This window comes from Nonomuraea basaltis, from assembly GCF_005893125.1.
Taxonomy (GTDB): Bacteria; Actinomycetota; Actinomycetes; order Streptosporangiales; family Streptosporangiaceae; genus Nonomuraea; species Nonomuraea basaltis.
Genome location: NZ_VCJS01000278.1, coordinates 1 through 14,980, shown reverse-complemented (window position 1 = coordinate 14,980; position 14,980 = coordinate 1). Strand labels below are relative to the sequence as shown.

Below are 14,980 nucleotides of genomic sequence, written 5' to 3'. Positions count from 1 at the left end.
CGCCTATCCGCGACGCCACGACCCTGCCGAGAACCGCCCACCACGACCGGCGGGAGAGTCCTCAGTCATCCGGTCAGGTCGCGGCGACGATGCGCCCTTGGACCACACGCCCGAGGCCGTCCAGCGCAACGAGGGCGGCGACCAATTCCTGGGCGGGCACAGAGCCACCGGCCCAGCTCACCGTCACGTAGTGGCCCATGGCACGGGCCTGGGCACGGCTGCGGGCGGCGTCGAACAGGATGTCCTGCCTTACGAAACCGTCCTTGCCCAGCGCCGCGACCAGAGCGTCGGCCGCGCGCCCGTCGTTCATGTTGAAGATGACGAACTGGCCCGCCATGGCGTCGCCCTTGTAGGTGGCCTGCAGCGCCTGCGTGCAACCCGTGGCGGTGGCGCCCCAGAGGACCTCGTCGCAGTCGGTGAACTCCCGCGTGGTGTCCAGACGCATGGTGCCGAGAGTCTGGATGGCTGGGGTGAAGACCTCTTGGATGGTCAGCGGGGCGGAGTCGTTCTGGCGGGTGTCGATGGCCGTGTAGAACGCGGATGTGGGTTCACCGTGGAAGGCGGCGGGCCGGGGATCGTCACGACGCAGCCACAGCCAGCCGACCGCGGCTATGACCACCACGTTGACGATCACGACGGAGATGACGACACGTCGGGACATCAGCCGGCCGCTCCCCTACTAGTGACGACATTACGGACATATCGCCCAGCTGACCGTGAGGCGTCATCCAATTGCGAGGCCATACCTCCACCGGACCCGGCGGCTCGCCGGGACAGCTGGACAGATCGGACCTCTCGACCGGGCACGGGGACAGATTCGATGGCTCGGCCGGGCGCCGGGACAACGGCGCCATGGTCGTGGACGCTTGGCTGGGCGGGCATCAGGAGGACGGTCCCGTGATCGCGACGACCCTGCGGTAGACGGCCTTCTCCGCCCCGCGCAGCGCCAGCGTGAGCGAGACGAAGTCGTCCCGGGGGCCGGGCTCGGTGCCGTCGGTCCTGCCGAGCCAGACCAGACCGACGTAGTGGCCGAGGGCGTAGCCGCCGGCCTCGGAGTAGCCGCCCGGGGGGAAAGCGCCCTTGGACGAGGTCAGAGGACGCGTCCACCCGCCCCGGTAGAGGGTCTTCAACGACTCGACCAGCCCGGAGGCCGACTGGCCGTCCTTGAGGTTGAGCAACGTGTACTGGCCGACGTACCGGCCGTCTGAGCTGGCGTAGAGGCCGCGGGCGACCTGGGTGCATCCGGCATCCGACACCTGTTCGAGGAGGTTCGCGCCCCACAGGGCGGCCGCGCAGTCGCTGTCGAGCTTCTTGGCGACGAGCTTGAGCTTGAGCTTCTTGGAAACCGCCAGCTCGCTCTGGCCGAACACCTCTTTCTCGGTGAGCGCCCGGCCGTCCTTGGCCCGCTCGGCGAGGGGATCGAACAGCTTGGGCGAGCTCCACCCGTTGAACACCTGCGGCAACGTCGCGCCGGAACCGAGCACGGCGGCGCTGGCCTGCTGCTCCGACGAGTAGGTGCCGATCGAGCCGATGATGGTGACCAGACCGACCCCACTCGCCAGCACGCCGATGACCGTGACGATGATGACCAGCAGCCGCTGCCGCTCCGGACGGACACCCCAGTCGGTGAGCAGCGGGAACTGCCAGTCAGAGCGTGGGGTACGCCGCCGTTTGCGGGACACGGCCGCCGCGCGGCCGCCCTCATCGGCACCATCCGCCGATCGGCTTTTCTCACCGGCATCGACCGCCGGCAGCCCGCCTTCGTCGAACCCTGCCGCCGACTGACGGCCCTCATCAAAACCAGCCGCCGACCGGCCACCCTCATCAAATGAACGGCCACGACTACGGGAGCGCCGCGGCCGACCGCCGCCGTCCGAGCCGACATCGCGCGGATCCGCCGCTGACCGGCCATCGTGTGGCCCCACCGCCGACTGGGCAGCACCAACTGCACCGCCATATGCACCCGCGGCCGAGTGGGCCCCACCGGCCGCACCACCGCCATAGGCACCCGCTGGCGGCTGGGCAGCACCGGCAGCACCGCCACCGTCTGCCGGCCAGCCGCCGCTGACGGAGCCACCGCTGTCCATGCGCACCCCTGGCCGGTCGCCGCCGATCGCCCCAGCACCGGCGGGAGCCCCGCCAATGGGGCCGCCGCCGTACGTGCCTTGGTCAGGCGATGCGCCGCCATACGTGCCGCTGGCCGAAGCGCCACCGAACGCGCCTCCGTCAGGCGATGCGCCGCCGAACGTGCCACCGCCGGCGGGAACGCCACCGGGCAAGCCGTCGCCCGTACCGTCCGTGTCTGGTGCCGGGCGGCCGCCCTTTGGGCGGGAACCTGCTCGTCTGCGGGCCATCACAGGCCCGCCGCACCGATCAGGCTGCCGACGCCGAACGTCACCCCGGCCGCCACCGCGTCGTCGGGGTGACGGTGGAGCTCACGCCGTTCGACCGCTATCTCGGCCTGGGCGAGCTCGCGCTGGCCGGCCACCGAGACGTACTCGCCGCCCGCCATGGACAGGGCACCGGCGGCCAGCCCGGCGACGCCGCCGAGGGCGATGACCCTGGTGTTGGTGGTGCCGCCCGCGACACCCGCGATGAGCGCGAAGTTCGACACCAGGCCGTCCATCGCGCAGAACACCGAGGGCCGCAACCAGCCTCCCGTGACGTCACGATGTTGGTGGTGGACCTCCGCGCCATCGCTCATCGCGAGTTCTTCCCCTTTGTCACGGCGTCAGCGGTGTCGGCGGCCCGGGTCTCGTCCTCGGCACGGACGTCGCCCTCGGACTCGCCGTCCGTGGGCTGGGCGTCCCTGGACTGGGCGTCCGTGGACTGGGCGTCGCCATCGGTCCCGCTGATCTCGGCCGTGCCGTTCTCGGTCCGGCCGTCGTTCGCCCGAAGGCCGTCGTCCGCGGACCCCTGAAGGCTCTCGTCCTCGGAACCGCCGTCCTTCGGAGTCTCGGTCTCGGCCGAGGTCGCGGTCTCGCCGCTTCCGGCCACGACGCCACCGTCCTCGCCGGTCTCGTCCGTCGCCGCACCAGCGTCCGTCGCCGCACCGGTTTCCGCAGCCGTACCAGTGTCCGTCGCCGTACCGGTGTCGTCTGACTCCTTGCCGCGCTCTTCCCCGGTATCGGCGGCCGCCTCCGCCGAGGATCCCTCCGCGCCGGCAGTGTCCGTGGAGCCGGAGTCGGCCTGGTCGGACGGGTGTGCCGGATCAGCGGTGTCCGACGGCGGTACGACCACCTCCACGCCATCCTTGTTCCTGGCCACCCAGAGGTAGATCAGCGCCCCGACGAACAGCACGATCGACGTCCACTGGTTGATCCGCATCCCGAGGAACGTGACCGCGTGGTCCACGCCGCCGACCGGGTCGATGCGCAGCCCTTCGATCCAGAAGCGGCCGAGCGTGTAACCGGCGACGTAGAGGGCGAACAGCCGCCCGTGGTGCAGCGCGAACTTACGGCCCGCGAAGATGAGCACGAAGCCGAGCGCCACGTCCCACAGCGACTCGTACAGGAAGGTCGGGTGGTAGAGCACGCCGGGCTCTCCCCCGTGCTCGACGTCGATCTCCAGGCCCCACGGCAGCGTGGTCGGCGAGCCGTAGAGCTCCTGGTTGAACCAGTTGCCCCAGCGGCCGATGGCCTGCGCGAAGGCGATGCCGGGTGCGACCGTGTCGGCGATGGCGCCCATGGAGATGCCGCTCTTGCGCAGGGACCACCAGACGCCGACGGCGCCGAGCGCGACCGCGCCCCAGATGCCGAGGCCGCCCTCCCAGATGAACAGCGCCTTGTAGGGCTCCTTGATCGCGCGACTGCCGAAGTAGGTCTGCCAGTCGGTGATGACGTGGTAGAGGCGGCCGCCGATCAGTCCGAAGATGACCGCGGGGACCGCGATATCGATGATCGTCCCCTTCTGGCCGCCGCGGGCGCGCCAACGGCGCTCGCTCAGCCAGACGGCGACGATGACGCCGAGCACGATGCACAGTGCATAAGCCCGGATCGGGATGATTCCGAGATACCAGACCCCCTGGGAAGGGCTGGGAATCGAGGCAAGGGGCATGTCAGGTGAGGGTAGCGGAAGCGAGCCTACTTAGCCGCCTCCGTAACCTCATCGCGAAGTCGCTGAGGACTGAAGATTACTTGATTGTCTATTTCTGTGCCGTCCAACTTCACCGTCGGCGTATGGGTCAGCTTCTGCTCGTCGCGGACCTTGTCGCTGTACGACAGCTGCGCCTCGCTGTTCTTCCCCGAGGTGACGCACTGCTGGAAGTCCGGCGCGGTCACCCCGGCCTCCTTGCCCCACTGCACGAGCTCGCCGGGTTTGAAGCCCTCGACGGTCTCGGCGGGCTGGTTCTTGAAGAGCAGGTCGTGGAAGGCCAGCCACTGCTTGCCGTCTGCGACGCAGCGGACGGCGTTGCCCGCGCGTACGGAGTTGGACTTCGTCGGCTCTTCAGAGAAGATCGTGATGGGATGGAAGACGACCTTGGCCTTGCCCTCGGCGGCGAGGTTCTTGAAGGTCTGCCCGCTGACCCGCTCGGCCTCCTTGCAGGCCGGGCACTGGAAGTCCTCGTAGATGTCGATCACGGGCTTGGTGACGCCCGCCTTCGCCATCACGACACTGCCGTCGGACTGCACGGTGATCGGCGCGAGCGCGCCGGCGGCCTCCTCCGGTCGGGAGGTGCTGGCCGCGTACCACCAGCCGAGCCCGACCGCGGCCACCGCCACCGCGCCGGCGGTCACGTAGGTCACCAGGCGCTTGCGCTTCTCGCGCGCGTGCGCGGCGGCCTGCTGCTCCTTGATCTTCTCGCGGGCCGACTTCGACTTCGTCCGCTGGCTCTTGCTCATCACTCGTCCTCCTCGTCTTCCACACTGCCGCCCCCGAGGCCGAGGGCTCCGTCGAGCGCGAAGCGGCCCGGCGGGAAGCGGACCGTCCAGGCGCCGAGCAGCACGAGGCCGAAGTCACGCAGGATGTCGAGCAGGTAGGTCGGCTCCTGCCCCTTCCCCAGCTGGCCGCCGCCGCCGAAACAGCCGCAGTCGATCCGCAGGCCCTTAGCCCACGCCCAGGCGATGCCGAACACGAACGCGAGCATGAGCAGCCCCGCGAGCACGGCGGCCACCCTGGTCAGCAAACCGACGACCAGCAGCAGGCCGACGACGATCTCCAGGATCGGCAGGACGTAGCCCACCGGGACGGCGATCGACTCGGGCAGCAGCTGGTACGCCTTGACCGCCACGACGGAGTCCGACGGGTTGCCGATCTTGAGCGCGCCCGCTGCGATCAGCACTCCGCCCAGAACCAGCCGGGCGACGGTCGTCACCCAGGGTATCGCTGCTCTGACGTTGCGTGACGATTGTGACGCGGCCACGGATGAACTCCTCTGTCTCTGCGCCGGGAAGCGCACAGTACCGGGATCTCATCCGACCACGCCGCGGATAAGCATCAGCTAAACCAGATTTCCACCCTCTGACCTGGATGGTTCGCGCGATTCACTCTTGCCATGACGCCGGCCTCCACAATCGCCGCTCCGGCCTGTACGCCGGCCTCAGCCGCACGTGAACCTGGCCTCACCCCAGTCGGCGTGGTCGTTGCCGTTACCGTCCCCTCCGTCGTCGGCCACGAGGTCCACGTATCGGGCGCCGGTAACGTCGGCGCCCAGCTCGTACGCCTCGTCGACGGCCCGCAGCACCGGGCTGCGCGCCCGCTCCACGCCGTCGGCCAGCACGCCGAACCGCACCGACCCCCGCGTGGCCTGCGCATCGTCCACTCCGACGAACGCGCTGAACGCCGAGCACCGCCCGCCCAGGTAGAACCGGACCGTGGCGGGGGCGTGCGTGCCGAGCCCCTTGGCGAAGGTCCGCCCGCCGATGACGATCGGCCCGCCGTCGGCCTCACCGGTGTCGCCATTGGACCTGTCGCGCTCGACGGGTCCCCAGCCGTTGCCGGCGCTGACCCACTCCAGGTCACTGGCGTAGGCGTCGGCCTCGGGCGGCGGCGGCAGAGTCCGCACGCGCGCCGAGGCCGTCAGCGTCCTGGCCGCGCCGCCGACGGTGTACGAGGCGGTGGCCCCGAGTTCGTACGAGCCGTAGGCCGCGCCGGCGGGCGGGGTGACCTTCCACTCGGTGGTCAGCTTGGCACCGGGCTCGACGGTGCCGGTCCCGTCCCCGGCTACCGTCCACCCCTCCGGCACGTCCAGCACCACCCGCACGTCCTGGGCCGCCGTCTCCTCCAGGTTCGTGAAGACGGTCGTGACGTCGTTGGCCGCCCCCTGCTCGAACGCCGCCGAACCGGGCACCAGCTCCAGCGACCCGCACGAGTTTGATGGTCGCGCTGCGTCCTGCGCGGGCCCGAGGTCGGTGACCGAGAAGTCGTCCAGGATGAAGTCGGCGCCGGCCTGCTCCGGCCGGAGCGAGCGCAGCCCCACCCACACGTCGCCGCACCCGCCGACCACCCGCTCGGTGAAGGTGGCCGTGGCCCGCCGCTCGGGGATGGGCGTGCGCCGCGTCTCGACGCTGGAGCCGCCCTTGTCGTAGCCGGTCACCCACTGGTACGTGTCCGCCTGCGCGTTCTGGTAGCCGAACGACACCTCGTAGACGCGCCCGGCCTCGAACCGCGCGGTCCACGGCAGCGTGCGGTAGATCAGCCCCTCCCGTTCCTCGTGCGCCTTGAGCGACCAGTCGCCGTTCAGCACGTCGTCGACCGCCTTGCCGTTCCACCCGGCCTGCGTGTACGGCTCGTGCCGCTCGGCCAGGTGCGTGCGCGCGTCGAACGACCCGCCCGCGTCGCCCTTCACGAACGGCCCCCACCCTGGCTCCGCCGACTCGAACGTCTCGACCCGGCCCGGCGGCTCCCTCCTGAACAGCCGCACGTCGTCCACCCGCACGTCCCCGGGCGCGGCGGCGGCCGTGATCCGCAGTGTCACCGCGTCGCCCGGCGCGGTGAACGTCACCTTGACCCGCTGGAAGTAGGTGTCGTGCTTCTCGTCGGAGGCGATGTAGTTCTTGGCCGTGGACCGGTCGATCGTGACGGCCGCCCCGCCGGCCTCCAGCGTGGTCTCCCGCGTCTTCCCTGGCTCGACCTCGACGAAGGCGGACGCGGTGTACGTGCGGCCCGGCTCCAGGCCCGTCAGCCGCTGCTCCAGCCGCGCCTGTGCCCCGCCGCCGAGCCGCGCCACCCGATGGCCCAGGTCGTTCTTCTGGACGCTCACAGGCCCGCTGACGCGCCACCCGTCGAGCCGGTCGCCGTTGAAGCCGGGATCCCGCACGCCGCTGCCCTGCCCCCACCCGGGATCCGGCTGCTCGGGCGCCTTGCCGGGATAGAGCACGTACGGCACGCCCGCCTCCGCCCGCAGCGTGATCTTCCCGCCGGCGGGAGTGACCGTGCCCACGGGGACGCGGCCCTGGTCGGTGAGCTTGTAGACGGTCATCGCCCGGTCGGCGTCCCAGGTGGTGCTCCCGCCGCCGGGGTTGTAGTGGTAGAGCCTTCCCCGCCACGGCAGCAGGTACGTGCCCCCGTCGAGCACCTTGCGCCCGCCCGCGAACCATTCCCTCTTCCCGTTCCGGTACGTCCCGCGCACCCCGCCGGTGAAGACGATCTCGTCCGCGCCCCAGTCCATGATCTTGTGGTGCTGCAGGAACTTGGCCGGCAGGTTGTGCTCCCAGATGTTGCGGTAGAAGGCGGTGAAGTCGTTCTCCGCCGTCCAGCCCTCGAACTCGACGATGCGGGCGTTGCCGAGGATCGGATGCGCGTTCCAGACGTCCTTCTCGTGATTGCGGATGAACCGGATGATCTGCGAATTCAGGCCCTTGTTGGTGACCCCGCCGTAGTTGAGGTCGTTGGCCCAGTGCGCCCACAGCGACGACCGCTCCAGCTTGTCCGACCACTCCGTGGTCACCTGCCAGCCCTGCGCGCGCAGCTCGGCCAGCGTGCGGTCGGCGACCCAGCCGAACGGCCGGAACACGTCCACGTACAGCACCGCGAGGTTCGGGTCGGTCTCGTCGCGCAGCTGACGGAACCTCCTGGGGAGCGTCCCCCTGGCGAGGTCGCCGCGCTGGTCGATCAGGTACGCCTGGTCGAGCCAGTTCCAGCCCTTGGCGTCCTTGTCGACCAGTTGCTCGCTGAAGGTCTTGGCCTCGGGGTAGGACTCGGTGGCGTTGACGTGCACGCCGAACGCGGCGTTCCAGCCCTTGCCGGCCTTGAGCAGCGTGTTCAGGTCCCCGAGGCCGCCGGCGCGGCGGTTGTAGTTGCCGCCGTAGTCGGGGTGCGCCGCGTCGTGGCCCTCGGACTGGTAGCCCTTGAGGAGCGCGAGCTGCCCCAGCCCGTCGGTGGCCAGCGAGATGCGCTTGACGTCGTCGAGTGTGCGCAGGAACGGGTGCGTGGCCTGGCTGGAGAAGTTGAACGGGATGTGGATCACCACCCGCTCCTTGGTCTGCTCGGCGCCCAGCGCCTTGACGCCGATGCCCCGGAACGCGACCGCGCCGTCCTGCCAGTCCACCGTCCGGTCGCCGTTGGCGTCGGGGGTGACCGCGACCTTGGCCCAGGGCGCCTCCTCGGTGAACGGCGACCCGTCCGCCCGGTACGTCCACTGCCCGCTCCACACGCCCACCGTGACCGCGCCGCCGGCGTCCTTCCTGGCCTGGTGCCAGAACCTGGCCGCGTCCCGGTCGGTGACGCCCGAGGGGCGGTCGTAGGTGGAGTTCGACTCGATGGCCGCGGCCAGCCGATCGGTGTTCACGATGGCGTACGTCGCCCCGACCGGGGCCGCGTCGGGCGCGGTGTCCCGGTTGACCGGGGCGAACACGTCCGCGGTGCGGGTCGAGTTCGGGTCGAGCCTGGTGAACGCGGTCGCCGCGCCGGACTGCTCGCTCGACACGGACACCAGGTCGTGCCCGGGTAAGTCGATCGTGCCGACGCGGAACGCCTCGGTGTCGGCCACCGAGTCGATCCTGAACGTCGTCACCCGGCCCTTCACCCCGACGCTCGCCCCCAGGGCCACTCCCGGCAGCTCGGCGAAGGTCAGCCGGTAGCGGGCGGTCGCTCCGTCGTTCGAGGTCAGCGCCACGGTGGCGGGCCGCGCCGCGCCGTTCAGCACGACGGCGGGCACGCCCGCGCCGCCGCCGAGCGTGGCGCCGCTCGCCCGGTCCACGTACCGCAGGACGCGCGGGAAGGCCGGGTCCAGCTCCACGCGCAGCGCCGCCGACGCGATCGCGATCGGCTCGGCCACCCGCGCGGGTGCGGGCGGCAGGTTCTGCACGGTGGGGCTCGGCGGCGGCGCGCCGGTCGGCGAGGGCTCGGGAGAGGGCGGCTCGAACGTGGGCGTGGGAGCCGGGGTGGGAGTCTCCGGCTGGGCGACCGCCGCGCCGCGCCCGGCCTCCTCGACCGCGGCGGCGGGCTCGGCGGCGGGGAGCCTCGCGCCGGACGGGCCGGCGGCGGGCGGGGCGGCCATGGCCGTGGCCGCGAGTGTGAGGGCTGCTGCGAAGACAACGGGACCTTGACGCATAGGTGTCCTTCCGGGTCATGCGTCGCACCGCTCGGGAGCCCCGATCATCACCCGGCGCGGCAGGGCACGCCATGGACTTACGCGCCAGATCTTCGCACTTGTCCGGAAATTTCGTCACACCATCTGACATAAACGGTAAAGCGCGGCTCCCCGGCAAGAGGGAACCGCGCTCGGCCACACCACGCGTCAGCGGCGCATCCCCCGGGCCATGTCGCCGGCGAGGGCCGCGATGGACGCGTAGCCCGCGGCCTCGTCGGGCGCGTCCAGCAGGCGCCGGATGAACGCCGACCCCACGATGACCCCGTCGGCGTAGGCCGCCACCTCGGCCGCCTGCGCGCCCGTGCCGACCCCCAGTCCGACGCACACCGGCAGGTCGGTGTGCGCGCGCGTCCGCGCGACCAGGCCCTCGGCGGCGACGTTCACGCTCTCCCTGGCGCCCGTGACGCCCATCAGGGAGGCGGCGTACACGAAGCCGGTGCAGCAGTCGACGACGGCCTTGATGCGCGCCTCCGTCGAGCTGGGCGCCACCAGGAACACCGTGTCGATGCCGGCGGCCGCCGAGGCCGCGCGCCACGGCTCGGACTCCTCGGGCGTCAGGTCGGGCGTGATCGTGCCCACGCCGCCCGCGCTGGCCAGGTCGCGGGCGAACCGGTCGGCGCCGTAGCGGTCGATCGGGTTCCAGTACGTCATGACGAGCGTGGCGGCACCGGTGGCGGCCACCCCTTCGACCGTGCGCATCACGTCGGCGATGCGCGTGCCGTTGACCAGCGACCTGTGCACCGCGTCCTGGATCGTCGGCCCGTCCATGAGCGGGTCGGAGTAGGGCAGGCCGATCTCGATGACGTCGCAGCCGGCCTCGACCAGGGCCGCGGCGGCGGCGATGGCGCCGTCCTTGGAGGGGAAGCCCGCGGGCAGGTAGCCGACGAGCGCGGCCCGGTTGTCCGCCTTCGCCTTGGCGAACACCGTCTGAAGAGTCGTCATGTCTGTCCGTTTCGAAGGTCGAGTCTCACCATGATGCCTCGCGGCGGGGCCGCCCAGGAACGCCCGCGCCGGTGTGGCGACTCGTCACAGGTTGAAGTACTTCATGGCCGTGCCCATGTCCTTGTCGCCGCGCCCGGAGAGGTTGACCAGGATGGTCGCCTCGGGGCCGAGCTCGCGGCCGAGCTCCAGCGCGCCCGCCAGGGCGTGGGAGGACTCGATGGCCGGGATGATGCCCTCGGTCCTGGCCAGCAGCGAGAACGCGGCCATCGCCTGGTCGTCGGTGACGCCGTGGTAGGTGGCCCGGCCGGAGTCCTTCAGCCACGCGTGCTCCGGGCCGACGCCCGGGTAGTCGAGCCCGGCCGAGATCGAGTGGGACTCGATGGTCTGGCCCTCGTCGTCCTGCAGCACGTAGGTGCGCGAGCCGTGCAGCACGCCGACCGAGCCCGCGGTGAGCGTGAGCGCGTGCTGGCCGCTGTCCAGGCCGTGCCCCGCCGCCTCGTAGCCGTGCAGCGCGACGCCCTCGTCGCCGAGGAAGGCGTGGAAGATGCCGATCGCGTTGCTGCCGCCGCCGACCGCCGCGCACACCGCGTCCGGCAGCTTGCCGGTCAGCTCCAGCATCTGGCGGCGGGCCTCGACGCCGATGATGCGGGCGAAGTCGCGCACGATCTCGGGGAACGGGTGCGGCCCGGCCACCGTGCCGAACAGGTAGTGGGTGGTGTCGACGTTGGTCACCCAGTCGCGGAACGCCTCGTTGATGGCGTCCTTCAGCGTCTGGGAGCCGTTCGTCACCGGCACCACGGTGGCGCCCAGCAGCTTCATCCTCGCCACGTTGAGCGCCTGGCGCTCGCAGTCGACCGCGCCCATGTAGATGACGCACTCCAGGCCGAGCAGGGCCGCGGCGGTGGCGGTGGCCACGCCGTGCTGGCCGGCGCCGGTCTCGGCGATCACCCGCTTCTTGCCCAGCCGCTTGGTGAGCAGCGCCTGACCCAGCACGTTGTTGATCTTGTGTGCGCCCGTGTGGGTGAGGTCCTCCCGCTTGAGCACGATCCTGGCGCCGCCGGCCTGCTCGCCGAAGCGCGACACGTCGGTGAGCGTGGTGGGCCGGCCGGCGTAGGTGCGCAGCAGGTGGTCGAACTCGCGCAGGAACTGCGCGTCGTTCTTGGCCTTCTCGTAGACCGCGGCGACCTCGTCCAGCGCCGGGATGAGCGCCTCGGGCACGTATCGGCCGCCGAAGATGCCGAACTTGCCGTGCACGTCCGGGTCGTCGCCGTGCGCGCCGTTGCCCGCCAGGTCCGCGGCGGTCAGGATGAAGCCTTCTTTTGCCACTGCTATCCCTCTGCTGAGTGGTCGGGGCGCGTCGACGGGTGGGCGCCGGCGGTCACCAGCGCCTCCACTGCCTTGCGCGGGTCCTTGCCGGTGACCAGGCTCTCCCCCACCAGGACGGCGTCGGCGCCGCCCCTGGCGTAGGCGAGCAGGTCGTGCGGGCCGCGCACGCCCGACTCGGCGATCTTGATCACATTATCGGGGATCTTCGGCGCCAGCTTCGCGAAGACCTCGCGGTCGACCTCGAGTGTCTTCAGATTGCGGGCGTTGATCCCGATGACCCGGGCCCCGGCGGCGACCGCGCGGTCGAGCTCGTCCTCGGTGTGCACCTCGACCAGCGGGGTGAGCCCGATCGACTCGGCCCGCTCGATCAGCGACACCAGGGCCTCCTGCTCGAGGCAGACGACCATCAGCAGCGCCAGGTCGGCGCCGTGGGCCCTGGCCTCCCACAGCTGATAGGAGGTCAGGATGAAGTCTTTGCGCAGGATCGGGATGTCGACCCTGGCGCGGACCGCGGCCAGGTCGTCGAGGCTGCCCCCGAACTTGCGGCGCTCGGTCAGGACGCTGATGACGTGCGCTCCGCCGGCCTCGTAGTCGGCCGCCAGCGCGGCGGGATCGGCGATCGCGGCCAGCGCGCCCTTGGACGGGCTCGAGCGCTTGACCTCGGCGATCACCGAGATCCGGTCACCCCCGAGTGCGGCCATCGCGTCTCTGGGCGCCTGCGCCCGATCGGCCCGCTGCTTGAGCTCGTCGATGGACACGGCCTGCTGGCGTGCGGCGAGGTCGGCGCGCACCCCGTCGAGGATGTCGTCGAGGACACTCGGCCCTTCCGTCCGCTCACTCACGCGCTTGGGGTCCCTCCGGTCGACTGTGGGGGTGGCTGAGAGTTCGCGTCGCGTCCGCTCTCCGCCTTGTCCTGCGATGGTATCGGCCCATGCGGGGTCGCCTCACCACAGGCCCCCGGCTAGGGCGCGAGGAACGCCCCGAACGGCAGGTTACGGACGACCCAGTACACCATGACGACCGCGAGGAAGGCCCACAGCCACGCCGGATGGGCGAGCGTCACGCGTCTGGGCCTGCCCTGCCAGGCGCGCACGACCCACCTGCCCCACCAGAACAGCAGGAACGGGATCATCGCCACGGCGAGCGGGTTGAGTCCGAGCGCGGCCACCGGGTCGAGGTGCGCCAGCGCGTGGATGGTGCGCAGCGTGCCGCAGCCCGGGCAGTAGAGGCCGGTGATCCACAGGAACGGGCAGGTCGGGTAGTGACCGGGCTGGTTGGGGTCCACCACGCCGACGAACGCGACCACCGCGCCGGCCCCGGCCGCAACACCGAGCGGCGCGAGCAGACCCTTGAGTCGATTCGTGTCGCGCCGCCCGGCTGTTGCGATGTTCATGCTCCTAGTATCCGCCTTCCGTACGTGCTGGTCCTCGGAGTGGCGGCCTAGTACGTCGTGGGGTACTGGGACGACACGCTGGCGGCCAACACGACGAAGAACACGATGTAGGCAATGATGATCAGGACGATCGAGATGGCGCCGAAGATCAGGCTGCGCTTCCACCACGTCTTGGCCTCTTCGGCCGCCTGCATCGCGCCCTGGTAGTCGCCGACCTGCCACTTCTGGTTCACCTGCGACGACTTGACGATCGCCACGATGCCGAACGGCAGACAGCAGAACAGGGTGGTGAGGATGGCCGGGACCAGCTGGTTGTCCGGCGGCTGCTGCCCCGGCCCGGGGGCGCCGTAGCCGCCGCCGGGAGGCTGCTGCCCATAGCCGCCACCACCGTAGCCACCGCCGCTCGGGGGCTGCTGGCCGTAGCCGCCACCACTCGGAGGCTGCTGGCCGTAGCCGCCACCACTCGGAGGCTGCTGGCCGTAGCCGCCGCCACCGCTCGGGGGCTGCTGGCCGTAGCCACCCCCATAGCCGCCGCCGCCGCTCGGAGGCTGCTGGCCGTAGCCGCCGTCGCCCTGGTTACCGTAGGTCATGCTATGACTCCTCAAGTCGTCATCTTTGTGGCGAGTGCGCGGCAGCCTAGCGAGAATGCATCACCTAGGTTTGACTAATGTCCAATTTGCGGATGATTCGTAATCGGACCGCAAGCATGGCGTCACGGTCCGGCTACGCAGGCGACGAATTGGCGGTCAGGAGTCGACCAGGGAGGCGGCGGCGCTAAGGCAGCCGACCATACTCGCCTCCGCTCGGTGGCTGCGGAGTTTCACCGGGATTCGGTGGGGTCGTCCCCGCGGTCGAGCGCGTCCCAGAGCGCCTTGTCGTCGTCGGCCCGCGCGGCGCCGCCGTCGCCCGCGCTCCGTTCGTACCGCGCGGACATGCCCGTCCACCTGCCGCCGCGCACGATCGCGAAGGCTCCTCCAGCGATCATCAGGGCCGCTCCGGCGGCGGCCACGACCGGCCAGAGCGGGGCGATCTCGTACGCGAGGCCGGCGGCGCCGCGCAGGGCGTTGTGCTCGGCGAGCCAGCCGGTCACGGCGGTGTCGTCCAGCGCCGCCCACGTGCCTGCGGCCGCGCCGGCCCCGCAGAGGGCCAGCAGCCCTCCGACGGCGCGGCGGCCGGCGCCCTTGGTGGCCAGCACGGCCACCACTCCGGCCAGGCCGGCCAGCGCCACGGGCGTCAGGACCGGGCTGAGGTCGCCCCCCGCGGGCGCCTGAGCCGCTGCCTCCGCCACCCGCGCCCAGGTCCGGCCGGCGGCCAGCAGCACGAGGAGGCAGCCCAGGACGGTGCCCGCCAGCCAGGCCCACAGCTCCCTGCGTGCCGCCGCCGGCCTGTCGTCGCCTTTGGACTCCATGGGGCGCCTAGCCGAGCGGGATCTGAAGCTGGTCGGCGTCGAAGCAGGTGCGGTCCCCCGTGTGGCAGGCGGCGCCGACCTGGTCGACCTTGACCAGGACGGTGTCGCCGTCGCAGTCGAGCGCCACCGCCTTGACGTGCTGGACGTGGCCGGAGGTGTCGCCCTTCACCCAGAACTCGCCGCGGCTGCGGGACCAGTAGGTGGCCCGGCCGGTGGTGAGCGTGCGATGCAGCGCCTCGTCGTTCATCCAGGCCAGCATGAGCACCTCGCCGGTGTCGAATTGCTGGGCGATCGCGGGAACGAGGCCTTCCGGGTTGCGCTTCAACCGTGCGGCGATCTTGGAGTCCAGGGACATGCCGTCCATTCAACCAGCCCGCCC

14 protein-coding genes are annotated in these 14,980 nt (G+C 71.2%); all 14 read right to left on the bottom strand.

The annotated features are described in order from the left end of the window. Positions 1 to 73: 73 nt before the first annotated feature. Positions 74 to 661 (bottom strand): hypothetical protein, encoded by a 588-nt coding sequence (locus tag EJK15_RS60405; protein ID WP_138719401.1) that lies wholly within the window; start codon positions 659 to 661, stop codon positions 74 to 76. Positions 662 to 881: 220 nt separating this feature from the next. Continuing rightward, a complete protein-coding gene (locus EJK15_RS60400) occupies positions 882 to 1,682 on the bottom strand; it encodes a hypothetical protein (protein WP_138719400.1) in 801 nt (266 codons plus the stop codon). 671 nt (positions 1,683 to 2,353) lie between these two features. Continuing rightward, positions 2,354 to 2,704 carry a VIT1/CCC1 transporter family protein gene (locus EJK15_RS60395; protein WP_240777923.1) on the bottom strand — a complete coding sequence of 117 codons (351 nt, stop codon included), beginning with the start codon at positions 2,702 to 2,704 and terminating at the stop codon, positions 2,354 to 2,356. Next, positions 2,701 to 4,056, bottom strand: a complete 1,356-nt coding sequence (gene lgt / locus EJK15_RS60390) for a prolipoprotein diacylglyceryl transferase (RefSeq protein WP_138719399.1) — start codon at positions 4,054 to 4,056, stop codon at positions 2,701 to 2,703. The genes EJK15_RS60395 and lgt overlap by 4 nt, the downstream gene beginning before the upstream one ends. 26 nt (positions 4,057 to 4,082) lie before the next feature. After that, positions 4,083 to 4,841 (bottom strand): DsbA family protein, encoded by a 759-nt coding sequence (locus tag EJK15_RS60385; protein WP_138719398.1) that lies wholly within the window; start codon positions 4,839 to 4,841, stop codon positions 4,083 to 4,085. After that, a complete protein-coding gene (locus tag EJK15_RS60380) occupies positions 4,841 to 5,314 on the bottom strand; it encodes a MauE/DoxX family redox-associated membrane protein (protein ID WP_138719397.1) in 474 nt (157 codons plus the stop codon). Before EJK15_RS60380 ends, EJK15_RS60385 begins: the two co-directional genes overlap by 1 nt. Before the next feature lie 225 nt (positions 5,315 to 5,539). Next, complete coding sequence (locus tag EJK15_RS60375) at positions 5,540 to 9,493, bottom strand: endo-alpha-N-acetylgalactosaminidase family protein (protein ID WP_206061944.1); 3,954 nt, start codon at positions 9,491 to 9,493, stop codon at positions 5,540 to 5,542. A 186-nt stretch (positions 9,494 to 9,679) separates the two neighbouring features. Further along, complete coding sequence (trpA, locus tag EJK15_RS60370) at positions 9,680 to 10,474, bottom strand: tryptophan synthase subunit alpha (RefSeq protein WP_138719396.1); 795 nt, start codon at positions 10,472 to 10,474, stop codon at positions 9,680 to 9,682. 84 nt (positions 10,475 to 10,558) lie between these two features. Continuing rightward, positions 10,559 to 11,764 carry a tryptophan synthase subunit beta gene (trpB, locus tag EJK15_RS60365; RefSeq protein WP_138719402.1) on the bottom strand — a complete coding sequence of 402 codons (1,206 nt, stop codon included), beginning with the start codon at positions 11,762 to 11,764 and terminating at the stop codon, positions 10,559 to 10,561. Between the two features lie 38 nt (positions 11,765 to 11,802). After that, positions 11,803 to 12,642: an indole-3-glycerol phosphate synthase TrpC gene (gene trpC / locus EJK15_RS60360; RefSeq protein ID WP_138719395.1), complete on the bottom strand. Its 840-nt coding sequence runs from the start codon at positions 12,640 to 12,642 to the stop codon at positions 11,803 to 11,805. Positions 12,643 to 12,761: 119 nt separating this feature from the next. Next, positions 12,762 to 13,193, bottom strand: coding sequence for a DUF2752 domain-containing protein (locus tag EJK15_RS60355; RefSeq protein ID WP_138719394.1), 432 nt, complete (start codon positions 13,191 to 13,193; stop codon positions 12,762 to 12,764). 47 nt (positions 13,194 to 13,240) lie between these two features. Next, on the bottom strand, positions 13,241 to 13,783 hold the full coding sequence (locus EJK15_RS60350) for a CD225/dispanin family protein (RefSeq protein WP_138719393.1): 543 nt from the start codon (positions 13,781 to 13,783) through the stop codon (positions 13,241 to 13,243). A gap of 230 nt (positions 13,784 to 14,013) precedes the next feature. Next, positions 14,014 to 14,601 (bottom strand): Trp biosynthesis-associated membrane protein, encoded by a 588-nt coding sequence (locus EJK15_RS60345; RefSeq protein ID WP_138719392.1) that lies wholly within the window; start codon positions 14,599 to 14,601, stop codon positions 14,014 to 14,016. A 7-nt stretch (positions 14,602 to 14,608) separates the two neighbouring features. After that, positions 14,609 to 14,956 (bottom strand): phosphoribosyl-AMP cyclohydrolase, encoded by a 348-nt coding sequence (gene hisI, locus EJK15_RS60340; RefSeq protein WP_171075238.1) that lies wholly within the window; start codon positions 14,954 to 14,956, stop codon positions 14,609 to 14,611. Positions 14,957 to 14,980: the final 24 nt, after the last annotated feature.

Bases quoted from the DNA above. Each gene is read 5' to 3' on its own strand.
- EJK15_RS60375 (WP_206061944.1), bottom strand. From the start codon at position 9,493: ATGCGTCAAGGTCCCGTTGTCTTCGCAGCAGCCCTCACACTCGCGGCC.
- hisI (WP_171075238.1), bottom strand. From the start codon at position 14,956: ATGTCCCTGGACTCCAAGATCGCCGCACGGTTGAAGCGCAACCCGGAA.
- EJK15_RS60405 (WP_138719401.1), bottom strand. From the start codon at position 661: ATGTCCCGACGTGTCGTCATCTCCGTCGTGATCGTCAACGTGGTGGTC.
- EJK15_RS60350 (WP_138719393.1), bottom strand. From the start codon at position 13,783: ATGACCTACGGTAACCAGGGCGACGGCGGCTACGGCCAGCAGCCTCCG.
- lgt (WP_138719399.1), bottom strand. From the start codon at position 4,056: ATGCCCCTTGCCTCGATTCCCAGCCCTTCCCAGGGGGTCTGGTATCTC.
- EJK15_RS60395 (WP_240777923.1), bottom strand. From the start codon at position 2,704: ATGAGCGATGGCGCGGAGGTCCACCACCAACATCGTGACGTCACGGGA.
- EJK15_RS60385 (WP_138719398.1), bottom strand. From the start codon at position 4,841: ATGAGCAAGAGCCAGCGGACGAAGTCGAAGTCGGCCCGCGAGAAGATC.
- EJK15_RS60345 (WP_138719392.1), bottom strand. From the start codon at position 14,601: ATGGAGTCCAAAGGCGACGACAGGCCGGCGGCGGCACGCAGGGAGCTG.
- EJK15_RS60355 (WP_138719394.1), bottom strand. From the start codon at position 13,193: ATGAACATCGCAACAGCCGGGCGGCGCGACACGAATCGACTCAAGGGT.
- trpA (WP_138719396.1), bottom strand. From the start codon at position 10,474: ATGACGACTCTTCAGACGGTGTTCGCCAAGGCGAAGGCGGACAACCGG.